General features: G+C 59.8%; 15 protein-coding genes. 2 read left to right on the top strand and 13 right to left on the bottom strand.

From position 1 onward, the window contains the following. Positions 1 to 252 precede the first annotated feature (252 nt). Together AXF15_RS11790 and AXF15_RS11785 are read left to right on the top strand one after the other, a co-directional pair. On the top strand, positions 253 to 999 hold the full coding sequence (locus AXF15_RS11790) for a diacylglycerol/polyprenol kinase family protein (protein ID WP_151192376.1): 747 nt from the start codon (positions 253 to 255) through the stop codon (positions 997 to 999). A 95-nt stretch (positions 1,000 to 1,094) separates the two neighbouring features. Further along, positions 1,095 to 1,790 carry a hypothetical protein gene (locus tag AXF15_RS11785; protein WP_151192375.1) on the top strand — a complete coding sequence of 232 codons (696 nt, stop codon included), beginning with the start codon at positions 1,095 to 1,097 and terminating at the stop codon, positions 1,788 to 1,790. A gap of 28 nt (positions 1,791 to 1,818) precedes the next feature. Here AXF15_RS11785 and AXF15_RS11780 read toward each other — a convergent pair whose 3' ends face one another. From AXF15_RS11780 to AXF15_RS11720, 13 genes are all read right to left on the bottom strand, one after another. Further along, positions 1,819 to 3,420, bottom strand: coding sequence for a potassium/proton antiporter (locus tag AXF15_RS11780; protein WP_066607775.1), 1,602 nt, complete (start codon positions 3,418 to 3,420; stop codon positions 1,819 to 1,821). A 119-nt stretch (positions 3,421 to 3,539) separates the two neighbouring features. Further along, positions 3,540 to 5,420, bottom strand: coding sequence for an excinuclease ABC subunit UvrC (gene uvrC, locus AXF15_RS11775; RefSeq protein WP_257721620.1), 1,881 nt, complete (start codon positions 5,418 to 5,420; stop codon positions 3,540 to 3,542). After that, entirely contained in the window at positions 5,417 to 6,670 is a 1,254-nt protein-coding gene (pcnB, locus tag AXF15_RS11770; RefSeq protein ID WP_066607772.1) for a polynucleotide adenylyltransferase PcnB, read from the bottom strand. Before pcnB ends, uvrC begins: the two co-directional genes overlap by 4 nt. Before the next feature lie 56 nt (positions 6,671 to 6,726). Continuing rightward, entirely contained in the window at positions 6,727 to 7,206 is a 480-nt protein-coding gene (locus AXF15_RS11765; RefSeq protein ID WP_066607769.1) for an acyl-CoA thioesterase, read from the bottom strand. Positions 7,207 to 7,210: 4 nt separating this feature from the next. After that, a complete protein-coding gene (locus tag AXF15_RS14895; protein WP_470290480.1) occupies positions 7,211 to 7,405 on the bottom strand; it encodes a dual CXXC motif small (seleno)protein in 195 nt (64 codons plus the stop codon). A gap of 162 nt (positions 7,406 to 7,567) precedes the next feature. Continuing rightward, positions 7,568 to 8,023 carry a RuvC family protein gene (locus AXF15_RS11755; RefSeq protein WP_066607759.1) on the bottom strand — a complete coding sequence of 152 codons (456 nt, stop codon included), beginning with the start codon at positions 8,021 to 8,023 and terminating at the stop codon, positions 7,568 to 7,570. Next, the gene (gene murI, locus AXF15_RS11750) at positions 8,023 to 8,835 is read right to left on the bottom strand and encodes a glutamate racemase (RefSeq protein WP_066607756.1); all 813 of its coding nucleotides are present in this window, start codon (positions 8,833 to 8,835) and stop codon (positions 8,023 to 8,025) included. Before murI ends, AXF15_RS11755 begins: the two co-directional genes overlap by 1 nt. A gap of 1 nt (position 8,836) precedes the next feature. Continuing rightward, the gene (locus tag AXF15_RS11745; RefSeq protein ID WP_066607753.1) at positions 8,837 to 9,466 is read right to left on the bottom strand and encodes an NUDIX hydrolase; all 630 of its coding nucleotides are present in this window, start codon (positions 9,464 to 9,466) and stop codon (positions 8,837 to 8,839) included. 4 nt (positions 9,467 to 9,470) lie between these two features. After that, positions 9,471 to 10,772 carry a pyridoxal phosphate-dependent aminotransferase gene (locus AXF15_RS11740; RefSeq protein WP_066607751.1) on the bottom strand — a complete coding sequence of 434 codons (1,302 nt, stop codon included), beginning with the start codon at positions 10,770 to 10,772 and terminating at the stop codon, positions 9,471 to 9,473. 465 nt (positions 10,773 to 11,237) lie between these two features. Then, positions 11,238 to 11,636, bottom strand: coding sequence for a hypothetical protein (locus AXF15_RS11735; RefSeq protein ID WP_066607748.1), 399 nt, complete (start codon positions 11,634 to 11,636; stop codon positions 11,238 to 11,240). Positions 11,637 to 11,675: 39 nt separating this feature from the next. Beyond that, positions 11,676 to 14,891 carry a DEAD/DEAH box helicase gene (locus tag AXF15_RS11730; RefSeq protein ID WP_066608981.1) on the bottom strand — a complete coding sequence of 1,072 codons (3,216 nt, stop codon included), beginning with the start codon at positions 14,889 to 14,891 and terminating at the stop codon, positions 11,676 to 11,678. Between the two features lie 151 nt (positions 14,892 to 15,042). Continuing rightward, the gene (locus tag AXF15_RS11725; RefSeq protein ID WP_211258987.1) at positions 15,043 to 15,738 is read right to left on the bottom strand and encodes an RluA family pseudouridine synthase; all 696 of its coding nucleotides are present in this window, start codon (positions 15,736 to 15,738) and stop codon (positions 15,043 to 15,045) included. A 1-nt stretch (position 15,739) separates the two neighbouring features. Then, positions 15,740 to 16,492: a substrate-binding periplasmic protein gene (locus tag AXF15_RS11720; protein ID WP_066607742.1), complete on the bottom strand. Its 753-nt coding sequence runs from the start codon at positions 16,490 to 16,492 to the stop codon at positions 15,740 to 15,742. Positions 16,493 to 16,495 lie beyond the last annotated feature (3 nt).

The raw sequence follows: 16,495 nt of genomic DNA, 5'->3' as shown, positions 1-16,495 counted from the left end.
CATCAGAAAGCGAATTATGGCTGTATCTCAATAGGTTTTGGGGGGCGGAGGATTTTCCGGCCATCGTGCCGGGATATCCGCCGCTTTTGTGCGGACGTTGTGAAATTTGTGTGAGCATTGTCCAAAAGTGTTGCGCTGGGATGAAACGGCATGCTATCTGCTTCACCTGAAGCGCCGTTTTTCGTGCGCGGTGCTCGTCGCAGAAAATTGTCTTCCGCCCGCGTCGGCATCATGCAATTCCGGGAATCCGCCATGATTGCATCCGTTCATCTGCTTGAGGATTTTTTCCGGGCCAATGTTCCCTCAGTGCAGACCCTGTTGCTTGCCGGGCCGCCCGCATTGCTGTGGGCCGCATTCTGCCTGCATTTGGCCGGACGCATGGAGGCTTTGCACGGCTGGAAAACCGGCTACACGCGCAAGCTTTTTCACTTTCTCATCTTCGGGACCGTGGTGGCCGCACACCGGATTTGGGGGCTCCCCGGAGTGTGTTTGTTCGGGGGCATGACCACCCTGGTGCTGGCTTTCGCTCTGTGGCGGGGAGCGGGACATCCCTGGTACGAGGCCCTGGCCCGCGAGAAGGATGCGCCGCGGCGTACGCATTATGTGGTTGTGCCCTATGCGGCCACGCTGCTGGGCGGGCTGGCCGCCAACATCTTTTTCCCGGATACAGCGGTGTTCGGGTATCTTGTGACCGGCCTTGGAGACGCCGTGGCTGAGCCCGTGGGGACGCGTTTCGGCCGCCGCCTGTACCGTGTTCCGGCCATGACCGGAGTGCATGCCGTGCGCAGTCTGGAAGGGTCGGCGGCGGTGTTTCTGGCTTCGGCGTTGTCTTTGATCGCGTGGCTGGGCTTTTCTTCCGGATTATCTTTTTCCTCCGACTGTTGGAGCGTTCTGGCTGTCGCCCTGGCGGTGACTGTGGTGGAAGCTCTTTCGCCGCACGGCTGGGACAATTTCACCTTGCAGGTTGTTCCGGCCTGGCTTGGAAGCCTGCTTTTTTAGGATTCGACCCGGCTGTGCCCGGTAGGCACAGCCGGAAAATGGGCGCGGGAAGACCGGAATTTTCCGTTTCAGGGCATGCGAATTACGAGGTGGGTATGTGGGCCTTTTGCGTACAGAGTCTTTTCCGGGAATACGGCTGGCGGTTCATCCGCCACGTAGCCCTGCCGCATCCGCTGAGAACGGCGCGGGCGGTGGTGAAATCCGGTTGGCTCGCTCTGGCGGAAAGCATGGTGCCCGTGTCCGAGTGGCCGGGGCATTTTACCGGCGGGCCGGGAACCGTGGTGGGGTTGGGGTTCTGCATGAAGCCCATGGACTGTCCCTCGGGCCGCTTCAATCACGACTGCCGCTACCTGAAGCGCCTCCGGCCTTCCATGCCCGGAAGCTGCCGGGGCTGCGCCGTCGGAGTGCTGGGGCGGCTGGCTCTCAAGGCGGGCTCGGCCCTGTACATCATGACCTCGGCCCAGGACATTCTTTTTGACCTGTTCGTGCCCGCCCTTGAAAAAAGGCGTTTTTCCGCCGGACTTTTCTTGCTTTGCCAGTATTCCCTGCGGCCTTTCGCCGTGGGGCTTCTGGCTGCGGATATGAACGGGCTGATGGTTCCGTTCGACGACGGAGATTGCCGCGATTATCCCACCTGGCTGCTCGCCGATACCGGCACCAAGCGCGAGCGGACCAGACTTGGGGAGCGAGGCATGCGGGCGGTTCACGACGTGCTGCTCCGGGCCGGAAAGCCGGAGAGCCCCGCACGTTTCACCCGCATCGGGCACGTCTTTTTCCCTGCGGCGGGCTGATCCGGCCGAACCGGAAAATCGCTTCGCTCTACAGCAGCGCCTTACAGGTGATTAGTACGTCGTCTTTCCTGATGGAAGTCTTGCCGCGCGGGATGACGATTGCGTCTTTGCGCTTTATGGCGATGATCAGGCATTCCTTTCCCAGATTTATTTCTTCCAGCGACTGATCTATCCACTCGCTGTCGCCGTCTATCTTCATCTCCGTCAGCAGGAAAGTGCTGTCCGTGTTTGCGGACATTGCCGTGATGATGACCATATCGCCGGGCATGATGCGGGTATTTCCATTGGGAATGATTCTTTCGCCGTCGCGCAGGATCATGACGATGAGCAGATCAGGAATGATGTTCATATCCTTTATCTGCATATCCGCCCAGGGATGGTCCTTGAATATGGATATCTGTATGAACTGGAGCTGGATCTCGTCGGAATAGTCGTTGAATGTCTTCATGACGTTGGAGTTAAGATCGATCATGTCGAGCTTGTTTGCCATGAACGGAATGAGAGATCCCTGCGTGAATATGGAGAAAAGGACTATCAGGAACGTAATGTGGAAGATGTCGTTATGCATGTGCGCGCTGTCCACGGTGGCCATGATGGCGAACACGATGGACGCCGCTCCTCTGAGGCCCGCCCAGGAGACCAGAAGCTGCTGTTTTACCGGGCATCGAAACGGCGAGAGCAGCAGAAAGATGGCCAGGGGCCGTGCGATGAAAGTAAGAAAAAGGGCTATGCAGAGGGCGGGAAAAAATATCTGCGGCAGCTGCGAGGGAAAAGACAGAAGTCCGAGCAGGAAGAACACCAGGATCTGCATGAGCCCCGTTACGCCGTCGAAGAAGTGGACCAGGTTCTTTTTGTTCTGAATGGGCTGGTTGCCCAGGATGATACCCAGAATATACACGCTCAGGTAGCCGTTGCCGCCCGTGTAGTCCGCTCCGGCGTAGGTGATGAGCGTCACTCCGAACACGAAAATGGTATCGAACCCTTCCGCACTCATCCGGAAGCGGGAAAGCATCTTCGCGGAGAGCAGCCCGGCCGCCGCTCCGAAAGCCACTCCAAGGAAAACCTGCTGCACGATCATCAGCAGCAGATTCGCGCCATCGAAATTTCCCTTCATGGCCGACAGCACGATAACCGTCATCATGTAGGAAAAAGGGTCGTTGCTGCCGCTTTCCACTTCAAGCAGAGACGAGGTCCCGTATTTCAGGCTGAGTTTTTTCGAACGCAGGATGCTGAATACGGAGGCCGCGTCCGTCGAACTGATGATGGCGCCCACAAGAATGCTTTCAAGCATTCCGATGCCGAGAACATAATGGCAGAATCCTCCCGTCAATACGGCGGTAAGGACGACTCCAAGAGATGAAAGCAGCGTGGCTTTGACGGCGACATGGCGGGCATGATTCCAGTTTGTCCCGAATCCGCCGTAGAAGATGATGAAGATGAGGGCTATCGTGCAGATGTTTCCGGAAACGATGAAATCATCGAAATGTATTTTCAGCAGCCCGTCGGAACCGACCAGCATCCCAAGCAGAATGAACAGCGCCAGGGTCGGGACGCCCATCCTGCCGGAGAGCTTGCTCAGAAGCAGACATACGAGAATGATCGCCGCGGCGGCCAGAATATATCCGGACATATTGGACTCGTGTGGAAAGAATTACAGGGGATTGCAGTTTTGCCGGAAACGTTTTTTTCGTGCGGATGCGGTTTCGCGCCCGGATTTTGCGCTGAAAGACGTAATGTTTACCGGGGCCGTTATTTTTCCGGTCTCAGCCCTCGCAACGCCTGATGCGCCGCCGCCGCTTTTTTGGGGCCGAAGCCGGGCAGAGCGGCCAGGTCGTCCACACTGGCCTCAAGCATTTTTTCCAGACTTCCGAAGCGCTCCCACAGCAGACGGGCCGTTTTGGGGCCGATGCCCGGCAGGCGGTCCAGCTCCGAACTGAGCTGGGCCGTGCGCTTGTGCCGCCGCAGGCGGGAAATGACGTAGCGGTGGGCCGTGTCCCGGACATGCTGCAGAAAGAGAAGCTCCGGGCTGCCGCCGCGAATGGCCAGCGGATTTTTCCGGCCCGGCCGAAAGACCACGTCTCCCAGTTCTCCGGCCCGGCGGGTTTCGCCTTTGGCCAGAGCGGCCAGAGCGAAAAGTCCTTCGCCGCCATGCTCACGCAGGGCCCGCTCCACGGCGCCGAGCTGTCCCCGCCCGCCGTCCACCAGCAGCAGGTCCGGCCATGGCGGGCCGGAAGCCATCCTCCGGGCGGCGAAGGAGGCCAGCGCCAGATAGTCGTCGCCGCTGCCCTCCAGCTCGGGAAAGGTGTAGAGGCGGTAGGCATTTTTTTCTTCCCGGCCGTCCACGAACACCACCATGCCCGCGCGCATGCCCTCGCCCTGAATATGCGAGGCGTCCACGCATTCGATGCGGCGGACGGGACCGTCCATTCCCAGAGCCCCGGCCAGATCCATGTCGCGGTCCAGCCGGGCGTGGTCGGCACGGGCGTTGGCCGTGGCGATGTCCACAAGACGCCGTTCCTGTTCGCCCCGGGCCTTGGCTGCCACGGTCCTGCCCCCGCGCATGTCCGAGAGGGCTTCTTCCAGAGCCGGATCGCTTACGCCCAGAGCCGTGATCACACGGGGCGGAATGAACCGCTCCGGGGTGTAGAACTGGGTGAGAAAGGCGCAGACCAGGGCCGTTTCCTCTTCCGGCGTATCCACGGAGGCCCCGGCGAACCAGAAGGTCTGGCCGTCGATGATCCGCCCCTGGCGTACGAAGACAATGCCCAGACTGACGCCCGATTCGCGGCCGTAAACGCCCACGGCGTCCAGATCGCGTCCGGTGGGCAGCACGGCGGCCTGCCGCTCCACCGTATCCCGCAGGGCCCTGATGCTGTCCCGCAGCCGCGCGGCCTGCTCGAAATCCAGCCGCCCGGCGGCCTCGGTCATTTCAGCATGCAGGCCGCTCAGCAGTTCGGCTGACTTGCCTGACAGGAAAAGCTCCACCTGCCGGGCCACGGCCCGGTATTCCTCCTCGGATACCGGCAGGCAGCACGGTCCCAGGCAGCGTCCGATATGGTACTGGAGGCAGGGCCGGACCCGGTTGGCCATGACCGTGTCCCGGCATTTCCGCAGCGGGAAGAGGCGGTCGATGACTCGCTTGGTTTCCCGGGCGGACAGGGCCGAGGTGAAAGGGCCGAAGTAGACCGACCCGTCCCGCGATACCTTGCGGGTCAGGCGCAGGGCCGGGAAGGGATGGGTTCTGGACAGGGAAAACAGAATGTACTGTTTGTCGTCCCTGAGGACGATGTTGTAGCGGGGCCGGTGTTTCTTGATGAGGCTCGCTTCCAGAAGCAGAGCTTCCTTTTCCGTGGCCGTGCACAGGAAGTCGATCTTGCGCACCTTGGGCATCATGACCCGGACCTTCGGCGGCAGGCGGTCCTCACGGCGAAAGTACGAGGCCAGACGGCGGCGCAGATGCTTGGCCTTGCCCACATAGATGATTTTACCTGCGGCGTTTTTCATCAGATATACGCCCGGACAGGTGGGAAAAGTAGGCAGAAGGCGGCGCAGATCCGACCCCGAAGCTCCGTCCGGTGTGACCGCTTCCGGGATTTCAGCGGTTTCCCTGACGGGCGGATCGGAGCTCACTGTCGGGCCTTGCGCGCCGCACGTTTGCGGGGCGGACGTCTGGGGTGTTCTTCCGCACGCACGTTCCCGGCATCTTCCAGTTCGCGCCGCAATTCGTCCCAGGCCGCCACCTGCTCCGTGTCTTCTCCGGCCGTTTGAAGCCCCATTTCATACAGCGCCAGAGTTTCGGGAAAACAGTCCTGGGCCGCGAAGCCGCGTTTGGAGAAGCGTTTGCGCTTGTCCGGTTCAAAGCGGGTCTGGTTGGCCATGACCTGAATCATGCGCGTGGCCATCCATTTGGGCATGCTCATGCGCGCACATACCGGCATGAGCAGGTCGTTCAGCAGCTCGGCTCTTGCCACGCGCCGTCCCTGGGCCGTGTAGCGCGCCTCCACCTGCCGCACCGGAGCCGTGAACAGGGCAGCGAAGATCAGCACGGGCGACGGGGTTTCGTCCGTCAGGCTGCGACCGTCCAGCAGGCGCAGCCATGTCCACAGAATGGAATCCTGGCCGTGATCGTGGTCCAGAAATTCGGCGATTTCCGGGAGCAGATCATGCAGCAGACCGGTCTTGTACAGCAGGCGGAAGGCTTTTTCGCCCGCGCCGAAAGCGAAAAGCTTCAGCAGTTCGTCGAAGACACGCGGCGGAGAAGCTTTGAGAATTTCTCCGTGGTGGCGCAAAATGGCGTTGTAGGTGGCGGGTTCGATACGGAAATCCAGCCGAGAGGCGAAGCGTACGGCCCGGATCATGCGCACGGGGTCTTCCCGGAAGCGGATGTTCGGGTCGCCGATGCTGCGGATGAGGCGGTTCTGGATGTCGCTTAGGCCTCCCACGTGGTCGATAATGGAAAACCGTTCCACCTCGTAGAACAGACCGTTGATGGTGAAGTCCCGGCGCAGGGCGTCTTCCTCCGGGGTGCCGTAGCAGTTGTCCCGGAATACATACAGCTCGCCGTTGTCTTCATCCTGATCCGGACATCTCCGGAACGTGGCCGTTTCGATGATTTTGCCGTCGAAATGGATGTGCGCCAGCCGAAAGCGGCGGCCGATCAGGAAGCAGTTCTGAAAAATTTTTCTGATCTGCGACGGCGTGGCGTTGGTGCTGACGTCAAAGTCCTTGGGCGTACGGCCCAGGATGAGGTCGCGCACGCCGCCGCCCACCAGATAGGCGGTAAAGCCCTTGCGGCCCAGACGGTACATGACCTTCAGGGCGTCGGGGTCGATGTTCTTGCGGGAAATGGGGTGTTCGGATCGGGGAATGATGACGGACATAAAAATTCAATGAGGGTTGAACATGACGCCGGAGTACCGGCGCTTTCTGTAAAAGGTTACGAGTGCTTGCGCTGTTTGAGACGCAGCTCACGCCGGGCGCGGGCGCGGGCGTTGCGGTCGCGGTCCAGTTCCGTTTCGAGAATCAGCTCCGGCACTTCGGTCGGTTTTCCGTCCTCATTCAGGGCCACGAAAGTCAGATACGCGGAATTGGTGTGCCGGACCTCGCCGGTAAACAGGTTTTCGGCCTCCACGCGCACGCCCACTTCCAAAGACGTGGTGCCGGCAAAATTGACGCTGGCCATGAAGGTAACCAGTTCGCCGATGCGCACGGGCAGATGGAAGATCATGCTGTCGATGGACACCGTCACGGCGGTGCCGCGCACATGGCGCATGGCCGACACGGCGGCCACGCTGTCGATCTGGTGCAGGATGAAGCCGCCGTGGACAATGCCCATGAGGTTGGCGTTCTCCGGCTGCACGAAGCAGGCCAGAGTGGCCCGGCTGGCGGAAACGGGTTTGGGAGCGAGGATTTTCATGGCGTCAGATGCGGTTGCAGGGGATGCTGCCCAGATATTCCTCCAGCAGATCGTCCAGAGTGGTCGCGTATTCCTTCAGTTGAAAAAGAGCGCCGCAGGACCCGCAGCGCAGATGTACGGAGCGTCAGCCGCGCTGGACATGAAGCTGCCCCCGGCATTTGCGGCAGCGGAGGGTAGTGCGGAAATTTTCTGCGAACATGGATGCTCTCGCGGTTATTTTACTTTGGAGGTTATGACTGGTTCGGCCCCATAATCAAGATTCAGGACGTGATATGTTGCGAGGGGCCGGATGCGGCCACGGTAACAGGGTCCAGGGACCTGTCCCTGGCGGGGTGCGGGGCGGAGCCCTGCTTGTGAAACCTCACAGCCGCGGCATCTCCCGCCATCCGAGATGTATTACGGCCCACAGTCCGATCAGGGCGGCTTCGGCGGCGTCATGACGCGGCGGTGTGGGTGACGACCAGCCTTCGGCGCGCATGATTTTCTCCACCAGGGTGCGGGCCGCCGCCTTGGCCTTGTGTCCGCTTTGGCGCTCCCTTGGCAAGAGGAAATCCGGCCGCCAGTGATCGGCCTGGATCAGGAGAAAGGTCAGGCCGCGTTTTTTCGCGGCGTACTCCCAGACTCCGGCTGTCTGTCCGCCGCCTTCCACTACCACGTATTCCAGTCCCGGCAGCCCGAAAAGGGTCCCGCTCGCGGCTTTTTTCAGGCGGGAGATGTTGCCCAGATTGTGCGAGCGGCACCATGCAAGCCGTCCTTGCCGGTCGAACAGGGCGAGCCCCGTGCGGACTCCGGCGTCCACGGCCAGAAGGGCGGACATCAGAGATCCACAATCTCCACATTGGCGGGGGACATGGGCGCGCCCATGAATACGCCGCCCACGCGGGCGAAGCGTTCCGCGCCGTCCGTAGCCAGAAAAGTCAGGGAGCGCCTGCTGGCCGTGGAGCAGAGGCGCTGGCTGGACAGCAGATCCCGGACGAACAGGGCCGTGGTCCGGGCCGAGTCCACCAGACGGATGTCCGGCCCGGCCACCTGGGCGATGGTGGCGGACAGGGCGGGAAAATGGGTGCAGCCCAGCACCAGGGTGTCGATGCCCGTGTCCCGGAACATGCTCTCCAGATAGCGCCGGGCCGCCAGCTCGACGATGGGCCCGTCGCACCATCCCTCCTCGGCCAGGGACACGAACAGGGGGCAGGGCGTGGCGAATACGCTGGCCTCCGGGCGGATACGCAGGATTTCACGCTCGTAGCTGCGGCCGTTGACAGTGCTCTCCGTGCCGATGACGCCGATGCGGCCATTGCGGCTGGCCCGGCAGGCGGCCTCGGCTCCGGGCCGGATGACGCCGACAACGGGCAGGCCGGGATAGGCTTCCCGCAAGGCCGCCAGGGAAACGGCCGTGGCCGTGTTGCAGGCGATGACCAGCATCTTCACTCCGCGCCTGTGCAGCAGGGCCGTGGTTTGCAGGGCGTAGCGGGTGACGGACTTGGCGCTCTTGGTGCCGTAGGGCAGGCGGGCCGTGTCGCCCAGATAGAGAAAACTTTCGCGGGGCAGGGTTTCGGCCAGGGCCTTCAGGACGGTCAGGCCGCCGATGCCGGAATCGAAGACGCCGATGGGCAGATTGTGAATGGACATGTCAGTCAAAGGCCGCCGGCCGCAGCGGATCGTTCAGATGGGCCCGCACTTCCTTCAGATGGCGGGGGTTGGTGCGCTGCATGGACAGGTCGGGCAGGCTTTCGAAATCGAAAAAATCCACGGCCAGGGTCTCCTGGCTGGGCGCGGCTTCGCCGGAAACCAGATCACACAGGAAAACCAGTTTCACCGCGTGATAAAAGGCGTTGGCCTTTGTCCCCCGATTGGCGTCAAACACTCCCAGAAGTTTGACGGCCCGGACCACGAAACCGCTTTCCTCCAGGGTTTCCCTTTCGGCCGCTGCGGCGGGAAAATCGCCCACATCGGCCCAGCCGCCGGGCATGGCCCATTTCCCGTCGGAATTTTCCCGGACCAGCAGGATGCGGCCGTTTCGGATCACGGCGGCGCGCACGTCCACTTTGGGCGTGGCGTATCCGGGCTCCAGAGAAAAGGTCCGGCGGATGTCGGTCAGCGGCAGGTTCGTGTGTTCGGCCGTGATTTCGGCCGCGATACCGGACAGCCGGGCGAATATGTCCCGGTCGTAGTGGCTTTTGGCGTAGGCCAGACCGGTCTGGGACAGGGCCTGGATTTCCCGCGCCCATTCAAGCCAGCGGGGGAGGGATGCGTCGTTCATGCGCTCAGGCCGAAGCGAGGTAGCGGGTTATGGCGTCGGCAATGGTTTTCCAGGTGCGTTGCCGTTTGGCGTCGTTCATTTCCAGAAGAGTGACCCGGAAGCCTTTGCGATTACAGCAGAAGCCCGTCAGGGGCACCACACAGACGCCGGTCGCGCCCAGCAGATAATAGACGAAACGCTTGTCCACCTGCACGCCCCGGACCATGTCCTCCACGTAGGCGCGGATGGTGGGATTTTCAATGTCCAGGGTCTGGCGGCTGTTCAGGGCTCCATCCTCGAACATGACGGACATGTAAAACGCGCCCTGAGGCTTCAGGACCTGCACGCCGGGGATGCCCTGAAACGCGGCCCAGGCTTCCTGGGCGCGATGTTCGAACATGCGCCGCCGCTCTTCCAGATGGCCCTGGTAGCGGGGATCACCCATGACCAGCGGGATGGAAAGCTGGGGCAGGCTGGTGGAACAGACTTCGAGCATCTTGGCGTTGAGCAGGCTTCTGATATAGGCCCGGAAGTCGGGATTCTTGTCCTTGTTGTACACCTCGATCCAGCCGCAGCGGCCGCCTGGCCAGGGATATTCCTTGGAAATGCCGCGCAGGGCCATGCCCGGCACCTCGCCGATGACCTCGGACAGGCTGCATGTGGGGTGCCCGCTGTAAACGATGTTGGCGTAGATCTCGTCGGCCAGCACGAACACGTTGTAGCGGCGGGCGATGTCCACGATTTTTTCGATCAGCTCGCACGGATAGACCGCGCCGGTGGGGTTGTCCGGATTGATGAACAGAATGCCCGCGATGGAGTCGTTGTAATGGACCTTGTTTTCCAGATCGGTCAGATCGGGCATCCAGCCGTTGGCCGGGTCCAGTTCGTAGGTCAGGTGCTCGTAGCCGGAATGGGCGGCCTCGGCCGAGGAATGGGTGGAGTACGCCGGAGACGGGCCGATGACCCGCGCCTCGCGCTTGAGGAAGCCGAAAATCTTGGCCACGGCGTCGCCCAGGCCGTTGAAAAAGATGATGTCGTCGGAGGTGACCTGGTAGCTGCCGCGCTGGTTGACCATCCGGGCCACGAATTCCCGGGATTCCAGAACGCCCTGGGTGGCGCAGTAGCCGTAGCTTTTGTCGTTCTGGGCCAGCCCGGCGATGATGTCCTTGATCCAGCCGGGAACCTGCTCGCCTTTTTCGATGGGGTCGCCGATGTTCTCCCAGATAATCTCCAGGCCCAGATTGCGTAAGTCCTGAGCCACGGCCACGATGGCCCTGATCTCGTAGCTCAGTTTGCCCCAGCCCACATGTTCGATGTCTCTGCGCATGGATCTTCCTGGCTTTTCCGGCGGATGCGGCGTTTTTCCCGCAGTGCGGGAATCCGGGTTTGCCTATGCCAGGGGACGGGAGTTGTAAAGCGGGCCGGGGTTTTGGGAGATGGAGGAAAAAACTCGGAGGAGCTTTCGGCTACTTTCTCCAAGGTCACCCTGCTGAGTTTACCGAATGTACTGTGGAGTTATTCAGCTACTTTTCTGAGCAGAAGGTATGCTTTGCCATAACTGAAGTAGTGAAATTGATATTATCTTTCCCCGTTTTTAACTGAATCAGCTATCTGCTTCAAATGGGTGTTCAATTGTTCAAAAAGATTATTTTGTTCTTCAATCAGAAGAAGAATCTTTTTTTGAGGTGACTTTTTTCCACTGGATCTGTTTATAAAAAATCCCCATACCGCAATGAGTATCAGGAATGGAAACCAAGAGATTAGCGTTTCTATCCATGGATCGTCTGTAAAATCATTTTTTTTTAGCACAAGGTTTGTCTTCTTCTGCGGAAAGAATATTTATTTTATAATTCTTATAATGGGACTCTGTATTTATTGCCATATCTTGTATTTTGAATGCAGCCTCATTTTCTGCTGGAACTACAACTGAGTATAAACTTTCTGATATGACATCTATCAGCTCTCCATTCTCATCTAAAAACTGTGCTTCTACGACAATATCATGAACAGGATACTGTGATTTATTGGAAAATTTTCCAAGTATATGCACATAGAGGTTTTCATTATTCCTTGTGAATTGTATTTTTGTATCCTTTGCTTCAATCAGGCCGCTTGGGTCCTGATCGGCATAAACATTGCCCGACAGCGCCATGAAGGCAAAAAACAGGCATATTCTTGCAGCGTTGTTCATAGATAGTCTTTCCTCACCAAAAGGTATCGAATCTCAACCCTACACCTCGAACAGCATTTCCAGATCCGAGCGGGTCAGGCTCTTCCAGGCCGACTGGCCGGGGATGATGGAATCGGCGATGCCCTTCTTGGATTCCTGAAGCTTCAGAATCTTTTCTTCCACCGTGTTCTCGCAGATCATCTTGTAGGAGAAAACCTGACGCGTCTGTCCGATGCGGTGGGTACGGTCCGTGGCCTGGTCTTCCACGGCCGGGTTCCACCACGGGTCGTAGTGGATGACGTAGTCGGCCGAGGTCAGGTTCAGGCCCGTTCCGCCCGCCTTGAGGGAGATGAGGAAGATGGGAATCTCCGGCGAGTTGTTGAACCTGTCCACCTGCTCGAAACGGTCCTTGGAGGTGCCGTCCAGGTAGCAGAAGGGAATTTCCACCATATGCAGCCAGTTGCGGATGATATGCAGCATCTGCACGAACTGCGAGAACACCAGGACCTTGTGCCCGTCGTCGATGATGGAAGTGACCAGATCCTTGAAAGCCTCGAACTTGCCCGAGGACAGGTTGGTGTTGAGCCCCGGCATGTCCAGCTTGAGCAGGCGCGGATGGCAGCAGATCTGGCGCAGCTTGAGCAGCGCATCCAGAATGGAAATCTGGCTCTGGCCGATGCCCTTCTCGTCCACGTCCTGAAGCACCTGCTCTTTCAGTTTCTTGGCCAGGGCGGTGTAAAGCTCCATCTGGTCCTCCAGCAGGGCGGAGTAGTAGATGTTCTCCACCTTGGGCGGCAGGTCCTTGGCCACCTCGTTCTTGGTCCGGCGCAGGATGAAGGGTTTGACCCGGGCCTTGAGGTAGCCCAGGCTGTCGTCGTCGCCGTCCTTGATGGGTTTGACAAAGCCCTTCTGGAAGGCGGCCTGGGAGCCCAGGAAGCCGGGCATGAGGAACTCGAACAGGGACCACAGCTCCAGCAGGGTGTTCTCGATGGGCGTTCCGGACAGGCACAGGCGGAACCGGGCCTGCATCCGGCGCACGCTTCTGGCCGTGATGGTGTTGGGGTTCTTGATGTTCTGGGCCTCGTCCAGAATGATGGCGTTGAACTCGAACTTGAGCAGCTCGTCCAGATCGCGGCGCAGCAGGGCGTAGGTGGTGATGATCAGTTCCGAGGACTCGATCTGTTTGAACAGGTTTTCGCGTTTGGAACCGTAGATGACCAGACGCTTCATGTCCGGCACGAATTTCTGGGCCTCGCGTTCCCAGTTGGGCAGCACCGAAGTGGGCACGATGATCAGATTGGGGCCCTTGTGCCCCTTTTCCTTCATGTACTGAAGGAAGGTCAGCGTCTGGATGGTTTTGCCCAGTCCCATCTCATCGGCCAGGATGCCGCCGAAATGGTATTCGTGCAGGAAGTTCATGTAGCTGACGCCCTGAATCTGGTAGGGCCGCAGGGTGGCGTTCAGCCCTTTCGGAGCCTGGACCTGCTTTATCTCCGTGAAGTCGTGGAGCTTTTCCCGCAAGACATTCCAGAAGGCGTCAGAAGTGGTTTCCGGAATGTCCTCAAGAATCTTGTCCAGAATCGGGGCTTCGAAGTTCTCGAAACGCTTCTTGGGCGGCTTTTCCAGGTCGAGTCCAAGAGCCGCGAGCTTGTGTCCGAGCTTTTCCAGCCAGGATTCCGGCAGGCTGGTGTAGGTGCCGTCCTTCAGCTGCACGTAACGTTTACCCTGGGTCCAGGCTTTCCAGATCTTGTCGATGGGCACGGAGATGTCATCGTATTCGACATTGATCTCCAGATTGAACCACTTGTCCTCTTCCTGGGTTTCCACCGAGGCCACCACGTTGGGAGGAGTCAGGCGGACCTTGTACCGGGTCAGGTCCTTCTCGCCGTATACGCGGTAGGCTTCCACCAGTTTGGGATAGGCATCCAGCAGGAAGGCGATGGCCTCTTCGGGTTCCAGAAACCACATGGAACTGCTGCGCAGTTGGAAGCGCATGTCCATGAGGGTGGTGAGCAGGGCCTCCTCTTCCTCCTGATCACGGCGGATGAGAAAGGACTTGCCTTCAAAATGATAGCTGCCGGTCTGCAGATCCTGATTGGGGCCGGGAAGGCTGATGTCGCCGTGCTCGGTTTCGTAGATGTTCTGGATTTCGAGGGTGAGCAGACTGCCTTCCTCGCTCAGGAACAGCTTGGGATTGTAGGTGGCGGGCACGAAAATGGGCTGCATGCGTTCCAGAAATTCATCCTGACCGTGCAGATCCGAAGCCGGGATTCTGGTCCAGACCCGGTCCAGAAATTCGGAAATGTCCGCATGGGGAATGACCGGCGGACTCATGACCAGTTCCTGGATCAGATGGGGGCTAAGACCCGTCTGGACGGGGTAGAAGCAATGCTTCAGGCAGACCCAGAGGGGGAGCTGGCCGTAAAAAGAGACGTCCTGATTCAGGATGGAGAAGGGCACCTTGCCGTCCCGACCGAGCATGATGTCGAAGGTCAGGCCCTCTTCGGTGAATTTGGGGCGCAGTTGCAGCCGGATGGGCGTACTTTCGATACGCACTGACTGTTCCGTCTCCTCCCAGAACAGATAGTATTCGTTTCTGATGGCCCAGAAGAACCAGGTCATGAGCCCGAAGGGGATCTCCACCCGGTGGCCGTAGTAGTCCAGATACTGGCCGATCTGTTCGGCCACCTTGGGCAGCTCCGGAGAAATTTCGCACCAGTCCGGGTTGCGGACGATCTGTTCCAGAGTCACGGGATTCTGCACGGTGGACAGGCCGGATTTGTTCTGCCGGGCCCGGAAGAATTCCACCAGCAGGCGGCCCGGTTCGGCGATGAAGCGGAAAATCAGGTAGTGCTGGCCGGGCTCCGGATCCAGGGCGGTGGAGAAGAACGAACGGAAGTTCTGCCGCCATTCGCTTTTGACGGGCTGGGGATCGTCCTCGCGTGTACTGACTACGGAATCCAGCCGTGAGGACAGCTCCAGAGCTGTCGCGGCCACATGGCGGCACGTGCCGGAAAAGGAATCCTGACAGTTGCAGTTGGAACTGGCCGTGCCCTGATCCAGACTGATCTCCAGCTCCGAAGTATAGGTCTGAAAATCGTCTCCCTGAATCTGGGCTTCGACTTTCCAGGAATCTCCGCCCCGGCGGATGTCGAGCTTCTGGATACCGCCTTCGGCGATCAGGTACTGGCCGCTGTCCCGGATGTACTCCGGAATGTCGCCGGACAGAAAATCGCGCAGGATGCGCTGGACGCGTTCTTCAACAGACGAGGACATGTTTTGACTGAACTCCGATGAAATCATGATTCCCGCCGGAACGGGTGAGAAATGCCGCCGGAACCGGAAGGTTCACAAAAGTGGCAGGATGTAATGGACCTATCTAATCAAATCAATTTTCTTTAGCAAGGGGTGAGAAGAAGTTTGAGGCTTACTCGTCCGGTGGGAGCATTTCGCCGTCTGTCGGTGCGATATCCGGAGCGAAGGGGCATGGTGCGGTGAAGACGAGCCATTTTCCCGAACGGGGATGAAAAAGTCCAAGCTGGCTGGCGTGCAGCATAAGACGCGACGAAGGGGACGGATCGGGGCCGTAGAGGTTGTCTCCGACGATGGGATGCCCCAGACTGGCCAGATGCACCCGCAACTGATGGGAGCGTCCGGTATGGGGAAAGAGGCGAACCAGAGTCACGTCTTCTTCTCTGCGTACGGTTTCGTACAGGGTCAGGGACGGCCTGCCCGTCCGGAAGCAGACCTTCTGCCGTGGCCGGTTGGGCCAGTCGCGGACAAGGGGCAGGTCGATGCGGCCCCGGTCTTCGGGCATCATTCCTTCCACCAGAGCCAGATAGACCTTGCCGGTCCGCCTGTCCTGAAACTGCCGCCGCAGAATTCCTTCGGATTGGCGATGAAGGGCCATGGCCAGTACGCCCGAAGTGCCCAGGTCCAGCCGGTGTACGGCCTGAGCTCCGGGGTGGCGCTCCCGGAGCCTGCTCAGGGCCGAATCTGAAAGCTCCGGCCCCCGGCCCGGCACGGACAGCAGACCGCTTGGCTTGCCCACCACGCACATGTCCCGGTCTTCGTGGAGGATTTCCAGAGGCTCCTGCGGCGGACGGTAGGAGAGTGACTCCACCCTATCTGCCTTCGGGCAGGAGGCTTTGTATCTTCACCAGATTGGAGATGGCCGCGTTGATCCTGTCCAGCATGCCGGGGGATATGTTGGAACTGTACATCAGGTAGCGCAGGTTGCCCCAGGGCATACCGTCCATGCTCAGGATGGTGAACTGTTCCGAGGGGACGTCGGCCGCCTGCAGCAGGGCGGAGATCTCTTCCGGGGCGGCCAGCATGTACGACGCCCGGTTCAGGGCGATGAGCCTGAGCAGCACACCCTGCTTGGTGGTCACGGGCAGGGTGGGGACCTGGGTTTCCTTTCTCAGCTGGTCCACGCTTTCGCCGAGGGAAAGGGCTTCGACCTGGCCGAGAGTCAGGGAGTGGTCTTTGAAGAGCGAGCGCAGAGTGGAATGGCGGCGCAGTTTCGGAGCCTTCCGGGCCGTGGTCAGAATCACCATGCCTTTGTCCCGGTAAATGGGCAGGCTGAAGCTGGCGTAGCGTTCCCGTTCCGGTGTCTTGAACCAGCCCACGGCGCAGAAATCCTTCCGTCCCGAGCGGATATTTTCCAGAATGCGGTTGGGGGGCATGGTGACGAATGTGGCCGGGATACCCGCCTCCTTCAGAATGTCGCGGGTCAGCTCCACCAGAACGCCGGCGGCCTGCCCTTTTTCCGCGTAACAGTAGGGCGGATGCTCGAAGTAGGCTACGGTGAGTCCGTCCCCTCTGGCCAGAGCCGGGAGGATGCAGAATATGGCAGTCAGAAGGAGTGCTTTCATGCG

Source organism: Desulfomicrobium orale DSM 12838 (assembly GCF_001553625.1).
GTDB lineage: Bacteria > Desulfobacterota > Desulfovibrionia > Desulfovibrionales > Desulfomicrobiaceae > Desulfomicrobium > Desulfomicrobium orale.
Note: the sequence above shows the minus strand (reverse complement) of the source record. Positions and strands in the feature narration are given on the sequence as shown.

Bases quoted from the DNA above. Each gene is read 5' to 3' on its own strand.
- AXF15_RS11740 (WP_066607751.1), bottom strand. From the start codon at position 10,772: ATGCGCAGAGACATCGAACATGTGGGCTGGGGCAAACTGAGCTACGAG.
- AXF15_RS11720 (WP_066607742.1), bottom strand. From the start codon at position 16,492: ATGAAAGCACTCCTTCTGACTGCCATATTCTGCATCCTCCCGGCTCTG.
- AXF15_RS11730 (WP_066608981.1), bottom strand. From the start codon at position 14,891: ATGTCCTCGTCTGTTGAAGAACGCGTCCAGCGCATCCTGCGCGATTTT.
- AXF15_RS11790 (WP_151192376.1), top strand. From the start codon at position 253: ATGATTGCATCCGTTCATCTGCTTGAGGATTTTTTCCGGGCCAATGTT.
- murI (WP_066607756.1), bottom strand. From the start codon at position 8,835: ATGTCCATTCACAATCTGCCCATCGGCGTCTTCGATTCCGGCATCGGC.
- AXF15_RS11765 (WP_066607769.1), bottom strand. From the start codon at position 7,206: ATGAAAATCCTCGCTCCCAAACCCGTTTCCGCCAGCCGGGCCACTCTG.
- AXF15_RS11755 (WP_066607759.1), bottom strand. From the start codon at position 8,023: ATGTCCGCCCTTCTGGCCGTGGACGCCGGAGTCCGCACGGGGCTCGCC.
- AXF15_RS11785 (WP_151192375.1), top strand. From the start codon at position 1,095: ATGTGGGCCTTTTGCGTACAGAGTCTTTTCCGGGAATACGGCTGGCGG.
- pcnB (WP_066607772.1), bottom strand. From the start codon at position 6,670: ATGTCCGTCATCATTCCCCGATCCGAACACCCCATTTCCCGCAAGAAC.
- AXF15_RS11745 (WP_066607753.1), bottom strand. From the start codon at position 9,466: ATGAACGACGCATCCCTCCCCCGCTGGCTTGAATGGGCGCGGGAAATC.
- AXF15_RS11780 (WP_066607775.1), bottom strand. From the start codon at position 3,420: ATGTCCGGATATATTCTGGCCGCCGCGGCGATCATTCTCGTATGTCTG.
- AXF15_RS11735 (WP_066607748.1), bottom strand. From the start codon at position 11,636: ATGAACAACGCTGCAAGAATATGCCTGTTTTTTGCCTTCATGGCGCTG.